This is a genomic window from Corynebacterium sp. S7 (assembly GCF_054401105.1).
The window spans coordinates 1,010,779-1,026,983 of record NZ_CM136760.1; the positions used below are offsets into that span (position 1 = coordinate 1,010,779).

Below are 16,205 nucleotides of genomic sequence, written 5' to 3' on the forward strand. Positions count from 1 at the left end.
GCCTTTAAGCTGTGGATTTTCAGGTCTACTGCCAGCTAGGCAACCACATCATTTGCTGGTACCAGGCCTCGGGGATCGAGTACCCGTAGAACAACGGGGAGAAGTAGAGGAACATCGCCACAACGAGCGCGAGGTAGGCGATCACCCCGAGTTGCCCCCAGCGCAACTGGACACCGGCAATCTTGGTTAGCCAGGCGGATTGAATCGGTCTGCCTCGCTTGGAAAGATACCCGAGTGCGAGAGCGATCAAGACAATCGTGAATGGGACGAGTGGCGCTGCGTAGAAGAAGTACATTTGTCGGTCAAAGGCTGCTAACCAAGGCAGGAACCCTGCAGCAAAGGCCACAAGTGGAAGGATGACGCGTTTTTCGCGACGAACAATCCAGACCCACACGGCCCAGAGTAAAATCGGGACGGTTAGCCACCAGATCGCTGGGGTACCGAAGAGATAGATCATTTGCCTGCAGGTGGTATTCCCGCAGCCATCACCGGTAGAGGAGTAATACAAAATCGGCCGGGCAGCGACCAACCAGGCCCATGGTTTGGAATCCCACGGATGGGAATGCCCGCTTGAGCTGGTCAGGCTGCTGTGGAATTCAAGAACGGAGAAGTGGTAGTAAAACCAGCCGGCCCACGCATCGGGGAGCAGCTGAAGAGCGGAACTATCGGGAATGGTGCCATCTGTTGCCGCATGACGATACACCGAGGTCTCGGACGCGAACCAGCTGCGCCATGACCAGATATACAGCGCAGCAGGAACGACGACCAGTGATGCCAGGGCTGCCGGGACATCTCGAACTAAGGTGCCGGTGACCGGTTTTTGGGCGCGGTAGCGATTGCGCAGGTATAGGTCATAGAACACACTCAAGAGGCCGAAGAAGGCAATGTAGTACAGGCCCGACCACTTCACCGAAAGCGCCATACCTAGCAACACGCCTGTGGCAAAGCGCCACCAACGGAATCCAATGCGAGGACCAAATGGCCCCGAATGAGCGAATCTGCCGTCGAGAAACGCTGTATGGAATCGCTGGTGGACCTGGCGCATATCTCCCGCCAGAGTCCACGCAGCCATCACGATAAAGAGCACCTGGAAAATATCGAGCATGCCGAATTTCGAGGCGACTAGGAGCACTCCGTCACTCGCGGCAATGATTCCGGCGAACAGCCCTACCTGCCACGATTGCGAGAGCCGGCGGGCCAATAACATGGTGAAAACCACGGCGGCGGCGCCGAATAAGGCAGTCATAAACCGCCAACCTAAAGGCGTATATCCGAAGAGCCATTCGCCGATGGAGAGCAACCTTTTGCCCAAGGGCGGGTGAACCACTAATCCATAGCCCGGATTCGATTCGATTCCTCCGAGAACCGGGTTAAAGAAACTGCGCACCATATCCCTGGCCTGCGGGACGTAGTGCTTTTCATCGAAGACGGGAGTCCCGCTCGCAGTTGGTACGGTCAAGCCCACAAACCTGGTTACCAGGGCAAGAAGCGCAATCACCGTGACCGAGAGGGTATCGCTCCTCGACCACGGCAGTGTCACCGGAGCAGTCGGCGCCGGTGACGCAATGCGGCCGCGTGGGCGGGATGCAGTTCGTGGCTGGGCAGTCGTACTCACTCAATTGATACTAGTCGGTGGCTACCGTGCCAGGAGAGCTGCGCAAAAATCGCCAAATGTGGGAAGCTTGAGGAATGGAAAAACCTGATGTGTCTCTGCCTACCCACGGCATTGTGTTAGCCGCGACTCCTCTGGGTAATCCCGCTGATGCCTCACCTCGTTTGATCGCAGGTCTCGAGCACGCCGATGTGATCGCTGCCGAGGACACCCGCCGGGTGCGCTCCCTTGCGGCTTCGTTGGGTGCAGAGATTCGTGGCAAGATTGTTTCCAATTTCGACCACAATGAGGACAGCCGCGCGGCTGATCTCATCGCCGAGGCTAAAAAGGGACTCGTGCTTGTGGTCTCCGATGCCGGAATGCCCGTTGTCTCGGACCCTGGGCATTCGCTGGTCTCAGCCGCCCACGATGCCGGTGTTCCCGTGACTTCTTTTCCCGGCCCGTCGGCGGTGCCCACCGCGCTTGCCCTTTCTGGACTCAACGTCGGCCACTTCATCTTCGATGGCTTCGCACCCCGCAAACACGGCGCGCGTCAGACCTGGTTGGAATCGTTGGTGGCCGAAAAGCGCGCCGTTTGCTTCTTCGAATCCCCACACCGCACAGCGCAGACCCTCGAGCACGCTGCGGAAGTCCTCGGCGATACGCGCCGGGCAGCCGTCTGCCGCGAGCTAACAAAAACCTACGAGGAGGTGCGACGCGGCACGTTATCCGAACTCGCCCAGTGGGCCGCCGAGGGCGTCAGGGGAGAGATCACCATTGTCATCGAAGGCGGAGAAGGCCCAGCCCTAGAGCCCGCAGACCTAGTCGAGCTCGTCCTCGCACGAGAAGCCGAAGGAGTGCGGTTGAAGGACGCCGCCAAAGAAGTCGCGCGTGAGCACGGGGTCAAGGTGAGCTCGCTTTACGACGAATCCCTGGCCGCAAAAAAGAAAAGCTAAGCCAGCTAAGTGGGTGCTCAATCTTGCAATAAATTGCGAATTTTCTGTATAAAACTATAAATTTATCGTTCCGTTATGTGGAATGCGGGTTTACCTATGGTGACCAGCGGAAACAATCTATAACAAAAATGTAACGGTGCTGGTCAGGTATTTTCCGCCACAGTGCAGAAATGCCCGTCCGCATTGAATAGGCACGCGACTAAAGCCATTGTTAATAGATATGTCGAATAATGACCCTACTTTTGATGAAAATCAACAAGATAATAAGAAGGTAGCGTCCGAATCCTTTCCTGACAGCAGTTCTGACGAAGGAAACGTCGACTATAAATCTGTCAAGGAGGAAGTGGACGCTACTTCCGCAACACGCGTACTAGCCGCAATGATCGAGGCGGAGACTGACTTAGATGTGGCCTCGAGAGCGGAATCGGAAAAGACAATCAAGCGCCTCTCCGAGGACGAAAATGCGAAGATTGATTGGGCGATTGTTATTCCCCTCGTGGTCATCGTCGCAGGCATTGTCATCTGGGGCCTAGTCGGGCAAGAAAGCTTTGGCAACTTCGCGAATGCGGCCTTTACCTGGGTTGTTGATTCACTCGGTTGGGCCTTCGTGCTCTTCGGGACTGTTTTTGTGGTCTTTGTCCTAGTGATTGCATTCTCCAGATTCGGCACAATCCGACTCGGAACGATCGATGAACAACCTGAGTTTCGTACCGGATCCTGGATCGCGATGATGTTCGCCGCGGGTATGGGTATTGGTTTGATGTTCTACGGAGCATCCGAACCGCTGTCCCACTACCGCGACGGCGTTCCCGGGCGTAACTCCCACGAGGTGGGCACCGCTATGGCGCAGTCCATGTTCCACTGGACGCTGCACCCGTGGGCTGTCTACGCGATTATCGGCCTGGCTATTGCCTATTCCACCTTCCGACTCGGGAGAAAGCAGCTTTTGTCCAGCGCGTTTATTCCCCTGATTGGGCAGCGTGCCGCTGACGGGCCGATCGGAAAAATCATTGACGGGCTTGCCGTCTTTGCCACCATTTTCGGTACCGCCTGTTCGCTTGGCCTGGGTTCGCTGCAGATTGTCGCGGGTCTTGAGGCAGCAGGCTTCGTGCAAAACTCCTCCACGGGGCTGATTGTTGGCATCGTTGCCGTTCTTACCCTTGCTTTCTTGCTTTCTGCGATGTCGGGCGTGGGCAAGGGAATCCAGTGGCTGTCCAACTTCAACATGATCATCGCAGCAATCTTGGCGATTTTCGTGTTCATCATGGGGCCCACGCTGAACCTGCTGAACATGCTGCCAACTTCGATTGGTGCCTACCTCAGCCAGTTCTTTGAAATGGCCGCTCGCACCGGCGCCTCGGCAGATGGCACGGCAGGAGAGTGGCTGGGTTCCTACACCATCTTCTACTGGGCTTGGTGGATCTCCTGGTCGCCATTCGTCGGCATGTTCTTGGCACGTATTTCTCGTGGCCGATCGATCCGTGAATTCCTCCTCGGGGTCATGCTCGTCCCAGCGGGCTTGTCCACCGCGTGGTTTGCCATCTTTGGTGGCACCGCGATCTGGATGGAACAAAATGGGCAGTCCATATATGGTGACGGCTCTTCGGAATCTCAATTGTTCAACCTCCTGCAGAATCTGCCGGGTGGTTCGATCATGTCTGTCTTTGCCGTTATTTTGCTGGGTACTTTCTTTATTACATCGGCCGATTCCGCGTCGACGGTAATGGGATCGATGACGCAAAACGGTAAATCCGATGCGAAACCATGGTTGTCTGCGCTGTGGGGTCTTGGCACCGCAGCAGTTGGCTTGACCCTGCTGATCTCAGGTGGCGACGAAGCGCTGAACTCCCTGCAGTCCGTCACTATCGTTGCTGCTAGCCCATTTTTGATCATCTTGATCCTGTTGATGTTCGCGATTGTTAAAGATTTGCGAAACGACGTGATTTATCTTGATCAGCGCGAATCCCAAAAGTTTGCCCACAAACTCGCTGTCGAGCGACGCTTGCACCGCGATGCGGAGTACCGAGAAAGGCAGAAGGCGCGTCGTCGTAAAGTGACGTCGAAAAAGGCGAAAGACGCCAAATAGCTCTCTCGCGATTGCCGATTCATCAAAATCCATGGCTCCACTTCAACCGAAGTGGAGCCATAACCTATGCTAGTGGGCATGACTGAATCCACCCCGAAGAATATTTTGGTGAGCGTTGCGTGGCCATATGCCAACGGCCCCCGCCACATTGGTCACGTTGCCGGCTTTGGCGTTCCATCGGACGTTTTTGCTAGGTACCAGCGCATGGTGGGCAACAACGTGCTCATGGTTTCGGGAACTGACGAGCACGGCACCCCGTTGCTTGTCCAGGCGGACAAAGAAAACGTCACGGTTAAAGAGCTCGCTGACAAGTACAACCGACAGATCGTCGAAGACCTTGCAGGTCTTGGTTTGTCCTACGACCTTTTTACCCGCACCACAACCCGGAACCACTACGCAGTGGTGCAGGAACTCTTTAAGGGCTTGTATGCCAACGGGTACATGATTAAGGAAACTACCCAGGGCGCAATTTCCCCGTCGACGGGACGAACTCTGCCGGATCGCTATATCGAGGGCACCTGTCCAATTTGTGGTGCACCTGATGCACGTGGCGATCAGTGCGATACCTGCGGTAATCAACTGGACCCAATCGACTTGATCAACCCTCGCTCCAAGATTAATGGCGAGACTCCGGAGTTCATTGAAACTGAGCATTTCATGCTCGATCTGCCTGCTCTCCACGACGCATTGAAGGCTTGGTTGGAGTCCCGCGAGGATTGGCGCCCGAACGTGCTGAAGTTTGCGCTGAATCTGCTTGAGGATATGCGCCCGCGCGCCATGACCCGCGACATCGACTGGGGCATTCCAGTTCCTGTTGAGGGCTGGGAAGATAACCCAAGCAAGAAGCTGTATGTCTGGTTCGATGCCGTGATTGGCTATTTGTCTGCTTCCATCGAGTGGGCCGCACGCAGCGGTGACGAAGACGCCTGGAAGACCTTCTGGCAAGACCCAGAATCTGAGGGCTACTACTTCATGGGCAAGGACAACATCACCTTCCACGCCCAGATCTGGCCAGCCGAGCTGCTGGGTTACTCCGGTAAGGGGTCCAAGGGTGGCACGGTGCATAAGTACGGCGAGCTTAATTTGCCTACCGAGGTTGTGTCTTCTGAGTTTCTCACCATGAGTGGCTCGAAGTTCTCTTCTTCGAAGGGTGTTGTCATCTATGTGAAGGACTTCCTGAAAGAATTCGGCCCTGACCCACTGCGCTACTTTATTGCCGTGGCTGGACCTGAAAACAATGACACCGACTTCACCTGGGACGAGTTCGTTCGTCGCATTAACAATGAGCTGGCCAATGGCTGGGGCAACCTGGTCAACCGCACGGTCTCTATGGCGCACAAGAACTTCGGCCAGATTCCAACTCCTGCTGCCCTGGAGCCTGCGGATCAAGAGATTTTGGACCTGGCTTTGCGCACCTTTGACGAAGCTGGCGAAGATTTGGCGGCAGCGAAGTTCAAAAATGCCATTGGCAAAGTCATGAGTCTTGTCGGTGAAGCAAATGCGTACATCGCAGAGCAGGAACCGTGGCAGTTGGCGAAGGACCCGTTGCAGCGCGAGCGCCTTGCCACCGTATTGTGGACCGCGCTGCAGGTCGTCTCTGACTGCAACACGATGCTGACCCCGTTCCTCCCTCATACGGCTCAGGCGGTGCACGAGACCTTGGGTCGTACTGGCGTGTGGGCCGCAACCCCGCGGATCGAGGAAGTTGTCGATGACCAGGACTTTGATCTGGTCGGCGTGGGCCTGCCTGAGAAGGGCCAGACCTATCCGGTGATCACTGGTGATTACTCCTCGCAGCAGGCGGCGTGGAAGCGGATCGACGTTGTGCCTGGCACCGAGCTAGCAAAGCCAAAGCCACTCGTGGCCAAGCTTGACCCAGAGCTGGGCCAAACCGGACCTGAATGGGCGCCGGTGCAATAAATGCCTGTTGTGATGTTGTTCCTGGCGGTTTTTACCGCCGCGATCAACCTTCGCGCAGGTATGGCCTCGGTGGGGGCTGTCCTCGACGAGGTCATTGCGTATTATGATGCCCCGGCGTCCCTAGCTGGCGTTATTACTGCCATGCCCGGTGCCTTCTTCTGCATCATGGGACTCGGGGCTGTGCCACTGGCGCGTCGCACGGGTATCACTCCGACGATTCTCGGCGGTGCCATACTGACTTTTCTTGGCCTGGCGCTTCGGCCGTACGCACCGACGGTGAGCCTGTTTATTGTGTGCACTGCTGGCGTGGTGGCAGGCGTTGCCGTGGCGAATGTCTTGCTTCCCGTGTGGGTAAAGCAGTACGGCGGAAAGCACATGGTTGCGCTGATGACCGTGTACTCCGGTGTGCTTGGGCTTTCGGCGGCGCTTGGCCCGCTGAGTCGCCTGATCACCGAGAATTGGCAGGGTGCCCTAGGTATTTGGGCTATTCCCTCGGCGCTGCAAGTTGTGGTGTGGCTGTATGTGTTGGCGAAAGTCCGCATCGACATCCCACGCGGATCGGGATCCGAAACGGAGCTGAGCGGCAGCCTCTGGCGATCGCCGACAGCAGTGTCGTTGATGCTGTTCTTTGGATTGCAATCGATGAACGGTTACGTCCAGATGGGATGGCTGCCGGTCATTTTGAAAGACGCGGGTGTCGACGATTCAACGGCCGCTGCGGCACTTTCGGTGGTGGGATTCTGCGGCATCGTTGGTGGGTTGGTCCTTCCGACTGTGATTTCGCGTGTGCACTCTTTGACCCCGTGGGTGCTTACGTTTGGGTTGATGACGGCCGGGGGATACCTCGCTCTGCTTGTCGCCCCGGCTGCGGCCCCGCTGCTGTGGGCAGTAGTCCTCGGCATTGGCGGCTGGTGCTTCCCTCTGGCCATTGCTTTGATTCCGGCGCGGACCCGCTCGCCTTTAGTGACGGCGAAGCTTTCGGGTTTCGTACAACCTTACGGCTACGTGGTGGCTGCGGTCGGTCCGCTGCTCATCGGTGTTGCCTACGGAATTCTGGGTTCCTTCCAAGGGATTTTGATTGTGTTGATCATCTTGGGCGTGCTGCTTGGTTTCCTCGGAGTCAACGCGGCACGCAATGTTTACATCGATGATGAACTAGCAGGTCAGAAGTAGTTTTTCGAGCAATGTCTAGTGGCATTGCTAGCGTTGAGGACATGGGAGCTATTCGCGAATTGGCAACACGGCAGGAAGCAACTCGGCAGGAAGCAAACGAACTACTCACACTCATCGCGGGCAGAGACGCAACTCTTCGCGATGATCAGTGGGTGGCAATTGATGCGCTGGTTAATAGGCGGCGCAGGATGCTTGTTGTCCAGCGCACGGGCTGGGGAAAATCGGCCGTGTATTTCATTGCCGCGAAGTTACTCCGCGCACGTGGAGCGGGCCCGTCGGTGATCATTTCCCCGTTGCTTGCGTTGATGCGCAACCAAGTTGCCTCCGCATCGCGCGCGGGTATTAAAGCAGTGACCATTAATTCCGCCAACATGACCGAGTGGGAAGGTATTCAAGCACAGGTCGTTGAAAGCGAGGTGGACGTTGTCCTGATTAGCCCGGAGCGTTTGAACAGTCCTGATTTTCGGGACCAGGTCTTGCCTCAACTAGCAAGCAGCGTGGGCATGGTAGTTGTCGATGAAGCTCATTGTATTTCTGACTGGGGGCATGACTTCCGGCCGGATTACCGGCGCATTCGTACCCTACTTGCTGAGCTGCCAGCCGGCACCCCAGTTCTTGCCACAACTGCTACGGCCAATGACCGAGTCGTAGCCGATGTAGTGGAGCAACTCGGGGAGGGGACCGAAGTGTTACGCGCCGGCCTCGACCGCGAGTCGCTTGCCTTGTCGGTGGTTTCCTTGCCGGATTCCACGCAACGTGCCGCATGGATTGCGCAACAACTTGCGTCACTGCCAGGTTCGGGCATTATCTATTGCCTTACAGTTTCGGCCGCGGAAGATCTCGCTGAGGCACTGGAAACCGCTGGGTGGAACGTGGCGGCTTACACTGGGCGCACCGAGGCCAGCGAGCGCGAGGAATTAGAGCGAGCTCTCATTAGAAATGAGCTTAAGGCGCTCGTGGCCACTAGCGCGCTGGGGATGGGCTTCGACAAACCCGACCTCGGCTTCGTGGTGCACCTCGGGGCCCCAAGTTCGCCAATTAGTTATTACCAGCAAGTCGGCCGTGCTGGACGCGGAACCGAACATGCAGAAGTTATCTTGCTTCCCGGCCCCGAGGATAAAGAGATTTGGGAGTATTTCTCCCAGGTGTCCATGCCGAACGAAGCCACAGTGCATCAATTGCTAGGGGCATTGGGCTCAGAGCCACTCTCTACAGCAAAGCTAGAAAATGCGGTTGACCTGTCGCGCTCCCGGATTGATCAGGCACTAAAAGTTCTCGACGTTGACGGGGCAGTTCGTCGCGTCAAAGGAGGTTGGGTAACTACAGGAAACGAGTGGACTTATGACCATGATCGCTACGACGGTTTGGCTGCCGCGCGGAAGCAGGAACAAGACGCCATGGTGCAATACCAGCGCACAAGTCAGTGTCGGATGGTGTTTTTGCGTTCGCAACTCGACGATCCAACCATCGTCGACGGTGAGGCCTGCGGCAGGTGCGACAATTGCACGGGAGTACATCGCTCAACTGCGGTGAATCCCCAGGTTGCTGAGCGGGTGGAATCGCGGCTGCGCGCGCCGGGGATCAGGCTCACGCAGCGCAAGATGTGGCCCACTGGTTCGGTGCGGCGCGGAAAGATCAAAGGAGTGCTAGCAGGGCGCGCCTTAGGCAGGTTGAACGATATAGTTCGGGGCCCTGAACTGCATACTCTCTTAGGGGATTCCGAGTGGAGGCCAGCGGCCGAATGGAGGAATGACCCTTGGCTTACAAGGATTGTGGCTGTCCTGGCTGATTGGGATTGGCAGCAGCGCCCATCCACCGTTGTTGCGCTCGGCAGCGAAGACGACAAGCGCCATGACATGCTCGTAGCCTTGGGACAAGCGGTAGCCCAGGTCGGAAGAATGAACTTCGGTGGCGTTGTCTCCCCGCGAGGAGAGGCAGTAACCGCACACAATTCCGCCTTCCGAGTCAACGCATTGGATAAGCACTTTGACTATAAGGATTTGCAAGATTTGAGTGTCGGCGCTGGTCCGGTTCTCCTTGTTACCGACGTTGTGGACACAGGATGGACTGTCACCGTGGTTGGCGCAGATATTTCTGCCCAATATGGGGTCGATATTTTGCCTTTCGCACTGGCATCCCAAGGATAATTGTTGAATCTAATGACGTAGGCCACATTTATTGCCTAGGCTAAATGGCCATGGCACAAGCGAAACTCAACCGCGTCTACGGCGCGGTACTCTTCCTGCTTTTTAGCGCAGGTTGGGCAGCCAACCATTTCACCACGATAATGGTGCTTTTGCGCGAACAAGTGGGTGTCTCCAGTGCGCTCGTCAATGGCGCCTACGGCATCTACGCGCTGGGCCTAGTGCCAAGTTTGTTGGGCGGTGGCGCCTTGGCTGACAGGTTCGGTGCCCGTCCCGTTGTTGTCGTTGGAGGCCTCGTCGCTGCAGCGGGCAACCTTGCGTTGTATTTCAACCACGAGGGTAACGAACTGCTGCTGTGGCGCTTTATCATTGGCCTCGGAGTGGGCCTCTCGGTTAGTGCAGGCACCGCGTGGGCGGGACGTCTCAAGGGTGCAAGCGGCATGACCATGGCCGGAATTATGCTCACCCTCGGCTTTGCTACTGGGCCAGTGGCAGCCAGTACCATGGCATTTTTCCTTGAACCCGACCTCAATATTGAAGTGCCATTTATCGTGACCGTTGCATTGTCGCTGGTTTCAGTGCTGGTAACTATTGTGGTCGGAGATGCGCGAGCCCCATCAGAAGTAGTGGGGACAGCATCTCAGCCTACCTACAAGCGCAGCATGGGCAAGGCACTGGCCATTGCGCTTCCAATGGCGATTTGGGTGTTTGCGTCAATCGCCACGGCACTCGTTATTTTGTCTTCCCGGACAAACAGCGCATTTGCACCACCGGTGTTATTGCCGGGTATCTCCGCCGCGCTGGCGTTTGGTACCGGCATTGTGGTGCAGGCTTTGGGACGAAAATATGCCTGGGGTAGGCACGCCGGTGCAGCAGGAGCGAGTTTCGCAGCCATTGGTTTCCTTCTTGCTGCTGCCGGTGGAGCTTCGGTGCCAGTGTGGCTGTTCATAATTGCCGCTTTTATCCTCGGCAGCGCCTACGGCCTTTGCCTGCGTGAGGGTCTGCTGGGGGTGGAGAAATACTCTCCTCCTCAAAGTCGCGGGGTTGCCATCGGTATCTACTATGTATTTACCTACATCGGATTCGGTTTGCCACGATTGTTCGACGTCATAGTTCCGGTCATGGGCCCGAGCCTGCCATTTATTATTCTTGCGGTGCTGGCTGTGGGCTCCGCGGTGATCCGAGAAGTTCAAATCCGTCGGGGATATATTGATTAATTACACAGTCAGTTGCATGTAGCGAAGGTCAAGCCACTCACCTTTAAGGAAGCCGACTTCGCGCAAGAAACCCACTTCCTCGAAACCCGCGCGGTAATGCAGGGAAGTAGAAGCGACGTTGCGGCCCTCAATCGCGGCGATGATGGTGTGAACGCTGTCGTCGCTACGCGCAACCTCGACCAGTGCCTGCAATAGTGTGCCGCCGACGCCGCGGCCCTGTGCATCAGGGTGGACGTAGATGGAGTTCTCTACTGTGTGGCGGTAACCGGGGTACGCGCGAAAGTCTTCGTAGGAGGCAAATCCCAAAAAGACGCCCTCATCGTAAGCAACCAAGGCTGCACGGGACCTTCTCAACCACTGTGTCCGGTTGGCGATATCAACATGGTCGTCGACCCATAGAGCCTGGGTGTTATCGACAGCCCAATTGTACAGATCGGTGATCTGTGGCAAATCGGCAGCTGTCGCGGGTCGGATACTCATGGAAGACATGCTTCGAGCATAGCCACTGAAACTGGCAGCGCGAGCAATTTTCCTTCGAAGGCCCCCAACATCTAGGTGGCGCTAACACTTCTGTGAAAGCAGTGCAGAGGTGGGTGAGTTTTCCCGACTAAAGATCCCCCTAGTTTTGGGGTACTCGCCTGAAAAGCCCACGAAATATACACCTGGGGGTATACGGTTTTTGTACGGGAAGTCACTCTAGAACAGGAGCTAGATCGTGTCACACATCGTCATCCTTGGCGCCGGTGTTTCAGGACATACCGCCGCTCTCCATCTCAGTCGCGCCCTTCCGGAAGGGCATACAGTTACCGTAGTTTCGCCAAAGCCTGATTGGAATTGGATTCCAAGCAATATTTGGGTCGGTGTCGGAAAAATGGGAAAGAAGAATGTTGAATTTCCTTTAGTACCGGTTTATAAAAAGAAGGGGATTGGCTTCGCGCAAGCAAGCGCGACTGCGATCTGGCCGGAAGGAGACTCTGAAAGTTCCCAACCGGCAGTGGACATCGAATACACCGATCCTGCAAGAGCTGGCGAAAAGGCGAGAATCCGCTACGACTTTTTGATCAACGCAACCGGCCCGCAGCTGCGTTTCGGGATGACTGACGGCCTTGGCCCTGACATTGGGCACTCGGTATCGGTGTGTACCGCTGACCATGCTGTGGAAGCCAACCAGCGTTTGCAACAAGTCATTTCGGAGTTGAAGGGCGGTGCCTCTCGTACGTTGATCGTTGGTATGGGACACGGTACCTGCACCTGCGAGGGAGCAGCCTTCGAATATGTATTCAACGTCGACCATGAGCTGCGGGCAGCGAATGTGAGAGACCGAGCCCGACTCATTTATCTGACCAACGAAGCTGCTCTGGGCGACTTCGGAGTTGGTGGAATGGTTTTCAAACAAGAAGGTTATGAAACCTCCTCCAAGATGTGGACAGAATCACTCTTTAGGGAGCGAGGGGTCGAAGCGATTCTGGGAGCCCACGTTGAACGGGTTGACAAAGATATTGTGTATTTCGAAACGCTTGATGGGCAGCACCACCAGCTGAATTACGATTTTGCAATGCTGCTGCCGCCTTTCGGTGGAGTCTCACTTAGTGCGCATGCCCCCGACGGGACGGACATCTCGTCCAAGGTCTTCGCGCCAAATGGCTTTATGCTCGTTGACGCCGATTACACGAAAAAGCCCTACGAGGAATGGAGCGCCGACGATTGGCCGTCGACCTACAACGCCGTGGGCTACAACAATATTTGGGCGGTGGGGATTGCCTTTGCTCCGCCTCATCAAATTTCCCAGCCACGCACCTCTGCAAATGGCACGGTGATCACACCTTCGCCACCTCGGACAGGGCAACCTTCAGGGGAAATGGGGAAGGCAGCGGCAATGTCGATCGTTGACCGAATTGAAAAAGGTGAGGCAGCTCGACCTCACGAGGCATCAATGGCGGACCTGGGAGCGGCATGTATTGCTTCGGCAGGCGCGGGACTGAGGAACGGATCGGCAGCTTCGATAGTGATGATGCCAATCGTTCCAGATAAGCGGAAATACCCCACCGGCAGAGACCTGCGTTATACCAGGGGAGAAATTGGATTGGCGGGCCATTGGACCAAGTTAGCCTTGCACTTCATGTTTATGTACAAATCCCGTGGCCTGCCGGGTTGGCAGCTCATTCCAGAATAAGGGCCAGAATAAGGAGAAGTGTCAATGGCTAAGTCAACTAAAAATGCTCCTGACCACGAGACTGAGTCTTTCATTGCCCAGCTCGACCAGGCGCCCATGCCCACACCAGCTACCCTGCGTCGCAGGCGCAGTATTTTGTATCAGTTGTTTCGGTTTGTGGTGAACAACCTCCGCTTGGCTCGCTTGGCTTTTAGCAAGCACTAGCTGCTACGGGGTATCAGCAACAAACCGATCAATAAAAGCGGTGAGCTTACCGGTCTCGTCATCGTCGAAACGCGAATTAACAACGACGAGCGGGGCCGCGTACTTCTCACCACTGGCATCGGCCACGACGAGGTCGGTGCCATAATCGTCCGCCAGGATCTGCCAGGTCAGTTCGAGCTCGCGGGTCAGAGCATCGCCGAGGGCTGAGCCGTAGATGCGGGCAGTTTCACCACGGGGATACGACTTTTTAAGGTCGGGATCGAGCGCAAGGAATTCGCCGAGGTCGGCTTCGAAGCTTTCTACGATATCCGCAAGAGAGCCGTTGATGCCACGACCAGCGGCTTCGGCCAAGTCGCGGGTGAGTTGGAGGGACGTGGGCTCGTCGATAGGCGAAAATGTCATGCTCAAAGTGTAGATGCCTCCGGGCTGGGGCGAAATGGCGTGCGGGCGATAAGGTAGGGCCTATGTCAAAGAAGAAGCCTCGCCCAACGCCAGTCCCTGCCAGGAAAATCCCGGGCTTGATCGATGCGCATACTCACCTGGCCAGCGCCAACGCGCGCTCAAAGGATGAAGTTGATGCAATTGTGCAAAGGGCGGTCGACGCGGGTGTGGAACAGATCTGCACGGTGGGCGATGGCTTGGCAGAGGCTGAGCTGGCGCTTGAGGCAGCACACATGAACGACCGGGTCTTCGCAGCCACAGCGGTTCATCCCACCAGGGCGCATGAACTCGATGCGGATGCGCGGGCGCGGCTTATTGAAATGTCGCAGGACGATCGTTGTGTGGCCATCGGGGAGACCGGCATGGATACCTATTGGATTCAGCATGACCCGGACCGCACCGCACCCCTTGATGTACAAGAGGAGGCGTTTCGGTGGCACATCCAGTTGGCAGTTGATTCTGGAAAGGCCTTGATGGTGCACAATCGCGAGGCGGATGCTGAGATGATGCGGATTCTTGCCGATAGCCCGCGTCCGAAGGAAGTAATGCTGCATTGTTTCTCCTCGCCGATTGATGTGGCACGGGAGGCGATTGAGCGAGGTTACGTGATTTCGCTGGCGGGAAATGTGACGTTTAAGCGTAACGACGAGTTGCGCCAGGCTGCGGCTGAGGCACCACGGGGGCAACTGCTGATCGAAACCGATGCGCCTTATATGACCCCTGAGCCATTTCGAGGTGCGCGCAATGAACCGAGCCTGATCGGGCACACTGCGCTTTGTGTGGCTGAGGCTCGTGGTATGGATGTGGCTGATCTTGCAACTGAAGTAGGGGACACTTTCCGCAGAATTTTTGGCGTCAACTCAAAATAGTTACATGAAAACTTGTGATACTCGCCACACTTTTTTATGTGGGGAAAATCTGTTTACGCAGGAAGCGCCGGTTTTCGGAACGACACGCTATGGTTTCATAAAGATAACGTTCTGGTAAAAGTGTTCTTGTTATCGTATCGTTACCGGAAGAAAACGCGAGCAACATCGTGTGATAACCGAAATTCCCTACTTTGAGGACACCTAACTACATGTCGTCTAAGAAGATCAACAAGTCCGCTTCCCTCCCAGTGAAGATCGCCGCCGGCGGCGTCCTGGGCACCCTCGTTGTCGGCGGCGTCGCCGTCGCAGGCGCAGCTCAGAAGGACGTCACCATTGACGTCAACGGCCAGGCTCAGTCCCTGTCCACCTACTCCGGAAGCGTTGACGGAGCCCTGCAAGCCGCTGGCATCAGTATCGGCACCGAAGACTTGGTCTACCCAGCACCATCCGAAGCTCTGTCCAACGGTGACACCATCACTGTGCAGACTGCAAAGCCAGTCGCAGTTGTCATCGATGGCAAGCAGCAGGAAATCACTTCCACCGCCTCCACCGTTCAGGGCCTGATCAGCGAGCTCGACGGCATCAATGGTGGCGCAGAGTACAACGCTGCACCAGATGCGCCGGTGACCGACGGCATGACCCTGGATGTCACCAACCCGAAGATCGTTGCTATCAACGACGGTGGCAACGTCACCTACACGTCCATGGCAAAGAAGACCGTTGGTGAGCTGCTTGCTTCCCGCGGTGTCACCGTCGACTCCTTCGACCGCGTCACCCCAGCTCTGAGCGAGCAGGTTCAGCCAGGCCAGCAGATCAACATCGAGCGCGTCAAGGTCCGCGAGTCTTCCCAGAACGTCAGCTTCGATGTTCCTGCCAACTACATCGACGACCACAACCTCGCACAGGGTACCGAAGAGGTCCGCGATGCAGGCCAGCAGGGTCAAAAGCGTGTAGTCAGCCGCGTGACCTACGTCAACGGCGAAGCCCAGAGTGAAGAAATCATCTCCGAGGATCAGACTCGCGAGGCAAAGCCAGCAACCATCGCACGTGGCACCAAGGCTCCTGAGCCTCAGGCTGCTGCCACCACCCAGTCGGCTTCCGCTTCCGCCGCTCCAGCAGCTGCAGCGTCCGGCAACTCCGGCGCAGCTGCACCTGCAGTGTCCAACGGTTCCGTATGGGACTCCATCGCCCAGTGTGAGTCCGGTGGTAACTGGGCAATCAACACCGGCAATGGCTACCAGGGTGGCCTGCAGTTCAACCAGTCCACCTGGGCTGCATACGGCGGTACCCAGTACGCGCCGTCCGCTGACCAGGCAACCCGTGAGCAGCAGATCGCAATTGCTGAGAAGACCCAGGCTGCACAGGGCTGGGGAGCATGGCCTGCATGTACCTCCAAGTTGGGCTTGCGCTAAACTCCCGCTAATCTCGGAG

At 56.5% G+C, this 16,205-nt stretch carries 13 protein-coding genes; 10 read left to right on the forward strand and 3 right to left on the reverse strand.

What is annotated here, in order from left to right:
- Nucleotides 1-25: 25 nt before the first annotated feature.
- The gene (locus tag ACXZ66_RS04935) at nt 26-1,615 is read right to left on the reverse strand and encodes a dolichyl-phosphate-mannose--protein mannosyltransferase (protein WP_458750779.1); all 1,590 of its coding nucleotides are present in this window, start codon (nt 1,613-1,615) and stop codon (nt 26-28) included.
- A 74-nt stretch (nt 1,616-1,689) separates the two neighbouring features.
- Here ACXZ66_RS04935 and rsmI point away from each other — a divergent pair, with 74 nt between their 5' ends.
- The 6 genes from rsmI to ACXZ66_RS04965 all read left to right on the forward strand — a co-directional run bounded on the left by rsmI (nt 1,690) and on the right by ACXZ66_RS04965 (nt 11,087).
- Nucleotides 1,690-2,547 carry a 16S rRNA (cytidine(1402)-2'-O)-methyltransferase gene (gene rsmI, locus ACXZ66_RS04940; RefSeq protein ID WP_458750780.1) on the forward strand — a complete coding sequence of 286 codons (858 nt, stop codon included), beginning with the start codon at nt 1,690-1,692 and terminating at the stop codon, nt 2,545-2,547.
- A 220-nt stretch (nt 2,548-2,767) separates the two neighbouring features.
- Entirely contained in the window at nt 2,768-4,633 is a 1,866-nt protein-coding gene (locus ACXZ66_RS04945) for a BCCT family transporter (protein WP_458750781.1), read from the forward strand.
- Nucleotides 4,634-4,699: 66 nt separating this feature from the next.
- Entirely contained in the window at nt 4,700-6,553 is a 1,854-nt protein-coding gene (gene metG, locus ACXZ66_RS04950) for a methionine--tRNA ligase (protein ID WP_458750782.1), read from the forward strand.
- Complete coding sequence (locus tag ACXZ66_RS04955; RefSeq protein WP_458750783.1) at nt 6,554-7,726, forward strand: MFS transporter; 1,173 nt, start codon at nt 6,554-6,556, stop codon at nt 7,724-7,726.
- 41 nt (nt 7,727-7,767) lie between these two features.
- Nucleotides 7,768-9,873: a RecQ family ATP-dependent DNA helicase gene (locus ACXZ66_RS04960; RefSeq protein WP_458751280.1), complete on the forward strand. Its 2,106-nt coding sequence runs from the start codon at nt 7,768-7,770 to the stop codon at nt 9,871-9,873.
- Between the two features lie 50 nt (nt 9,874-9,923).
- Nucleotides 9,924-11,087, forward strand: a complete 1,164-nt coding sequence (locus ACXZ66_RS04965; RefSeq protein WP_458750784.1) for an MFS transporter — start codon at nt 9,924-9,926, stop codon at nt 11,085-11,087.
- On the opposite strand, the gene ACXZ66_RS04970 is transcribed toward ACXZ66_RS04965, so the two are convergent.
- Entirely contained in the window at nt 11,088-11,567 is a 480-nt protein-coding gene (locus ACXZ66_RS04970) for an N-acetyltransferase family protein (protein ID WP_458750785.1), read from the reverse strand.
- A 235-nt stretch (nt 11,568-11,802) separates the two neighbouring features.
- On the opposite strand from ACXZ66_RS04970, the gene ACXZ66_RS04975 reads away from it, so the two are divergent.
- Both ACXZ66_RS04975 and ACXZ66_RS04980 read left to right on the forward strand, forming a co-directional pair.
- Nucleotides 11,803-13,260, forward strand: a complete 1,458-nt coding sequence (locus ACXZ66_RS04975; protein ID WP_458750786.1) for an NAD(P)/FAD-dependent oxidoreductase — start codon at nt 11,803-11,805, stop codon at nt 13,258-13,260.
- Between the two features lie 24 nt (nt 13,261-13,284).
- Nucleotides 13,285-13,464: a hypothetical protein gene (locus ACXZ66_RS04980; RefSeq protein ID WP_458750787.1), complete on the forward strand. Its 180-nt coding sequence runs from the start codon at nt 13,285-13,287 to the stop codon at nt 13,462-13,464.
- Between the two features lie 3 nt (nt 13,465-13,467).
- On the opposite strand, the gene ACXZ66_RS04985 is transcribed toward ACXZ66_RS04980, so the two are convergent.
- Nucleotides 13,468-13,866, reverse strand: a complete 399-nt coding sequence (locus tag ACXZ66_RS04985; RefSeq protein WP_458750788.1) for a DUF3806 domain-containing protein — start codon at nt 13,864-13,866, stop codon at nt 13,468-13,470.
- A gap of 62 nt (nt 13,867-13,928) precedes the next feature.
- On the opposite strand from ACXZ66_RS04985, the gene ACXZ66_RS04990 reads away from it, so the two are divergent.
- A complete protein-coding gene (locus tag ACXZ66_RS04990) occupies nt 13,929-14,774 on the forward strand; it encodes a TatD family hydrolase (protein WP_458750789.1) in 846 nt (281 codons plus the stop codon).
- Nucleotides 14,775-14,983: 209 nt separating this feature from the next.
- Nucleotides 14,984-16,186, forward strand: coding sequence for a transglycosylase family protein (locus tag ACXZ66_RS04995; RefSeq protein WP_458750790.1), 1,203 nt, complete (start codon nt 14,984-14,986; stop codon nt 16,184-16,186).
- The last annotated feature ends 19 nt before the right edge of the window (nt 16,187-16,205 follow it).

Coding starts and splice junctions, on each gene's coding strand:
- ACXZ66_RS04955 (WP_458750783.1), top strand. CDS start 6,554: ATGCCTGTTGTGATGTTGTTCCTGGCGGTTTTTACCGCCGCGATCAAC.
- ACXZ66_RS04945 (WP_458750781.1), top strand. CDS start 2,768: ATGTCGAATAATGACCCTACTTTTGATGAAAATCAACAAGATAATAAG.
- ACXZ66_RS04965 (WP_458750784.1), top strand. CDS start 9,924: ATGGCACAAGCGAAACTCAACCGCGTCTACGGCGCGGTACTCTTCCTG.
- ACXZ66_RS04970 (WP_458750785.1), bottom strand. CDS start 11,567: ATGAGTATCCGACCCGCGACAGCTGCCGATTTGCCACAGATCACCGAT.
- ACXZ66_RS04995 (WP_458750790.1), top strand. CDS start 14,984: ATGTCGTCTAAGAAGATCAACAAGTCCGCTTCCCTCCCAGTGAAGATC.
- ACXZ66_RS04980 (WP_458750787.1), top strand. CDS start 13,285: ATGGCTAAGTCAACTAAAAATGCTCCTGACCACGAGACTGAGTCTTTC.
- ACXZ66_RS04990 (WP_458750789.1), top strand. CDS start 13,929: ATGTCAAAGAAGAAGCCTCGCCCAACGCCAGTCCCTGCCAGGAAAATC.
- metG (WP_458750782.1), top strand. CDS start 4,700: ATGCTAGTGGGCATGACTGAATCCACCCCGAAGAATATTTTGGTGAGC.
- ACXZ66_RS04985 (WP_458750788.1), bottom strand. CDS start 13,866: ATGACATTTTCGCCTATCGACGAGCCCACGTCCCTCCAACTCACCCGC.
- ACXZ66_RS04960 (WP_458751280.1), top strand. CDS start 7,768: ATGGGAGCTATTCGCGAATTGGCAACACGGCAGGAAGCAACTCGGCAG.
- rsmI (WP_458750780.1), top strand. CDS start 1,690: ATGGAAAAACCTGATGTGTCTCTGCCTACCCACGGCATTGTGTTAGCC.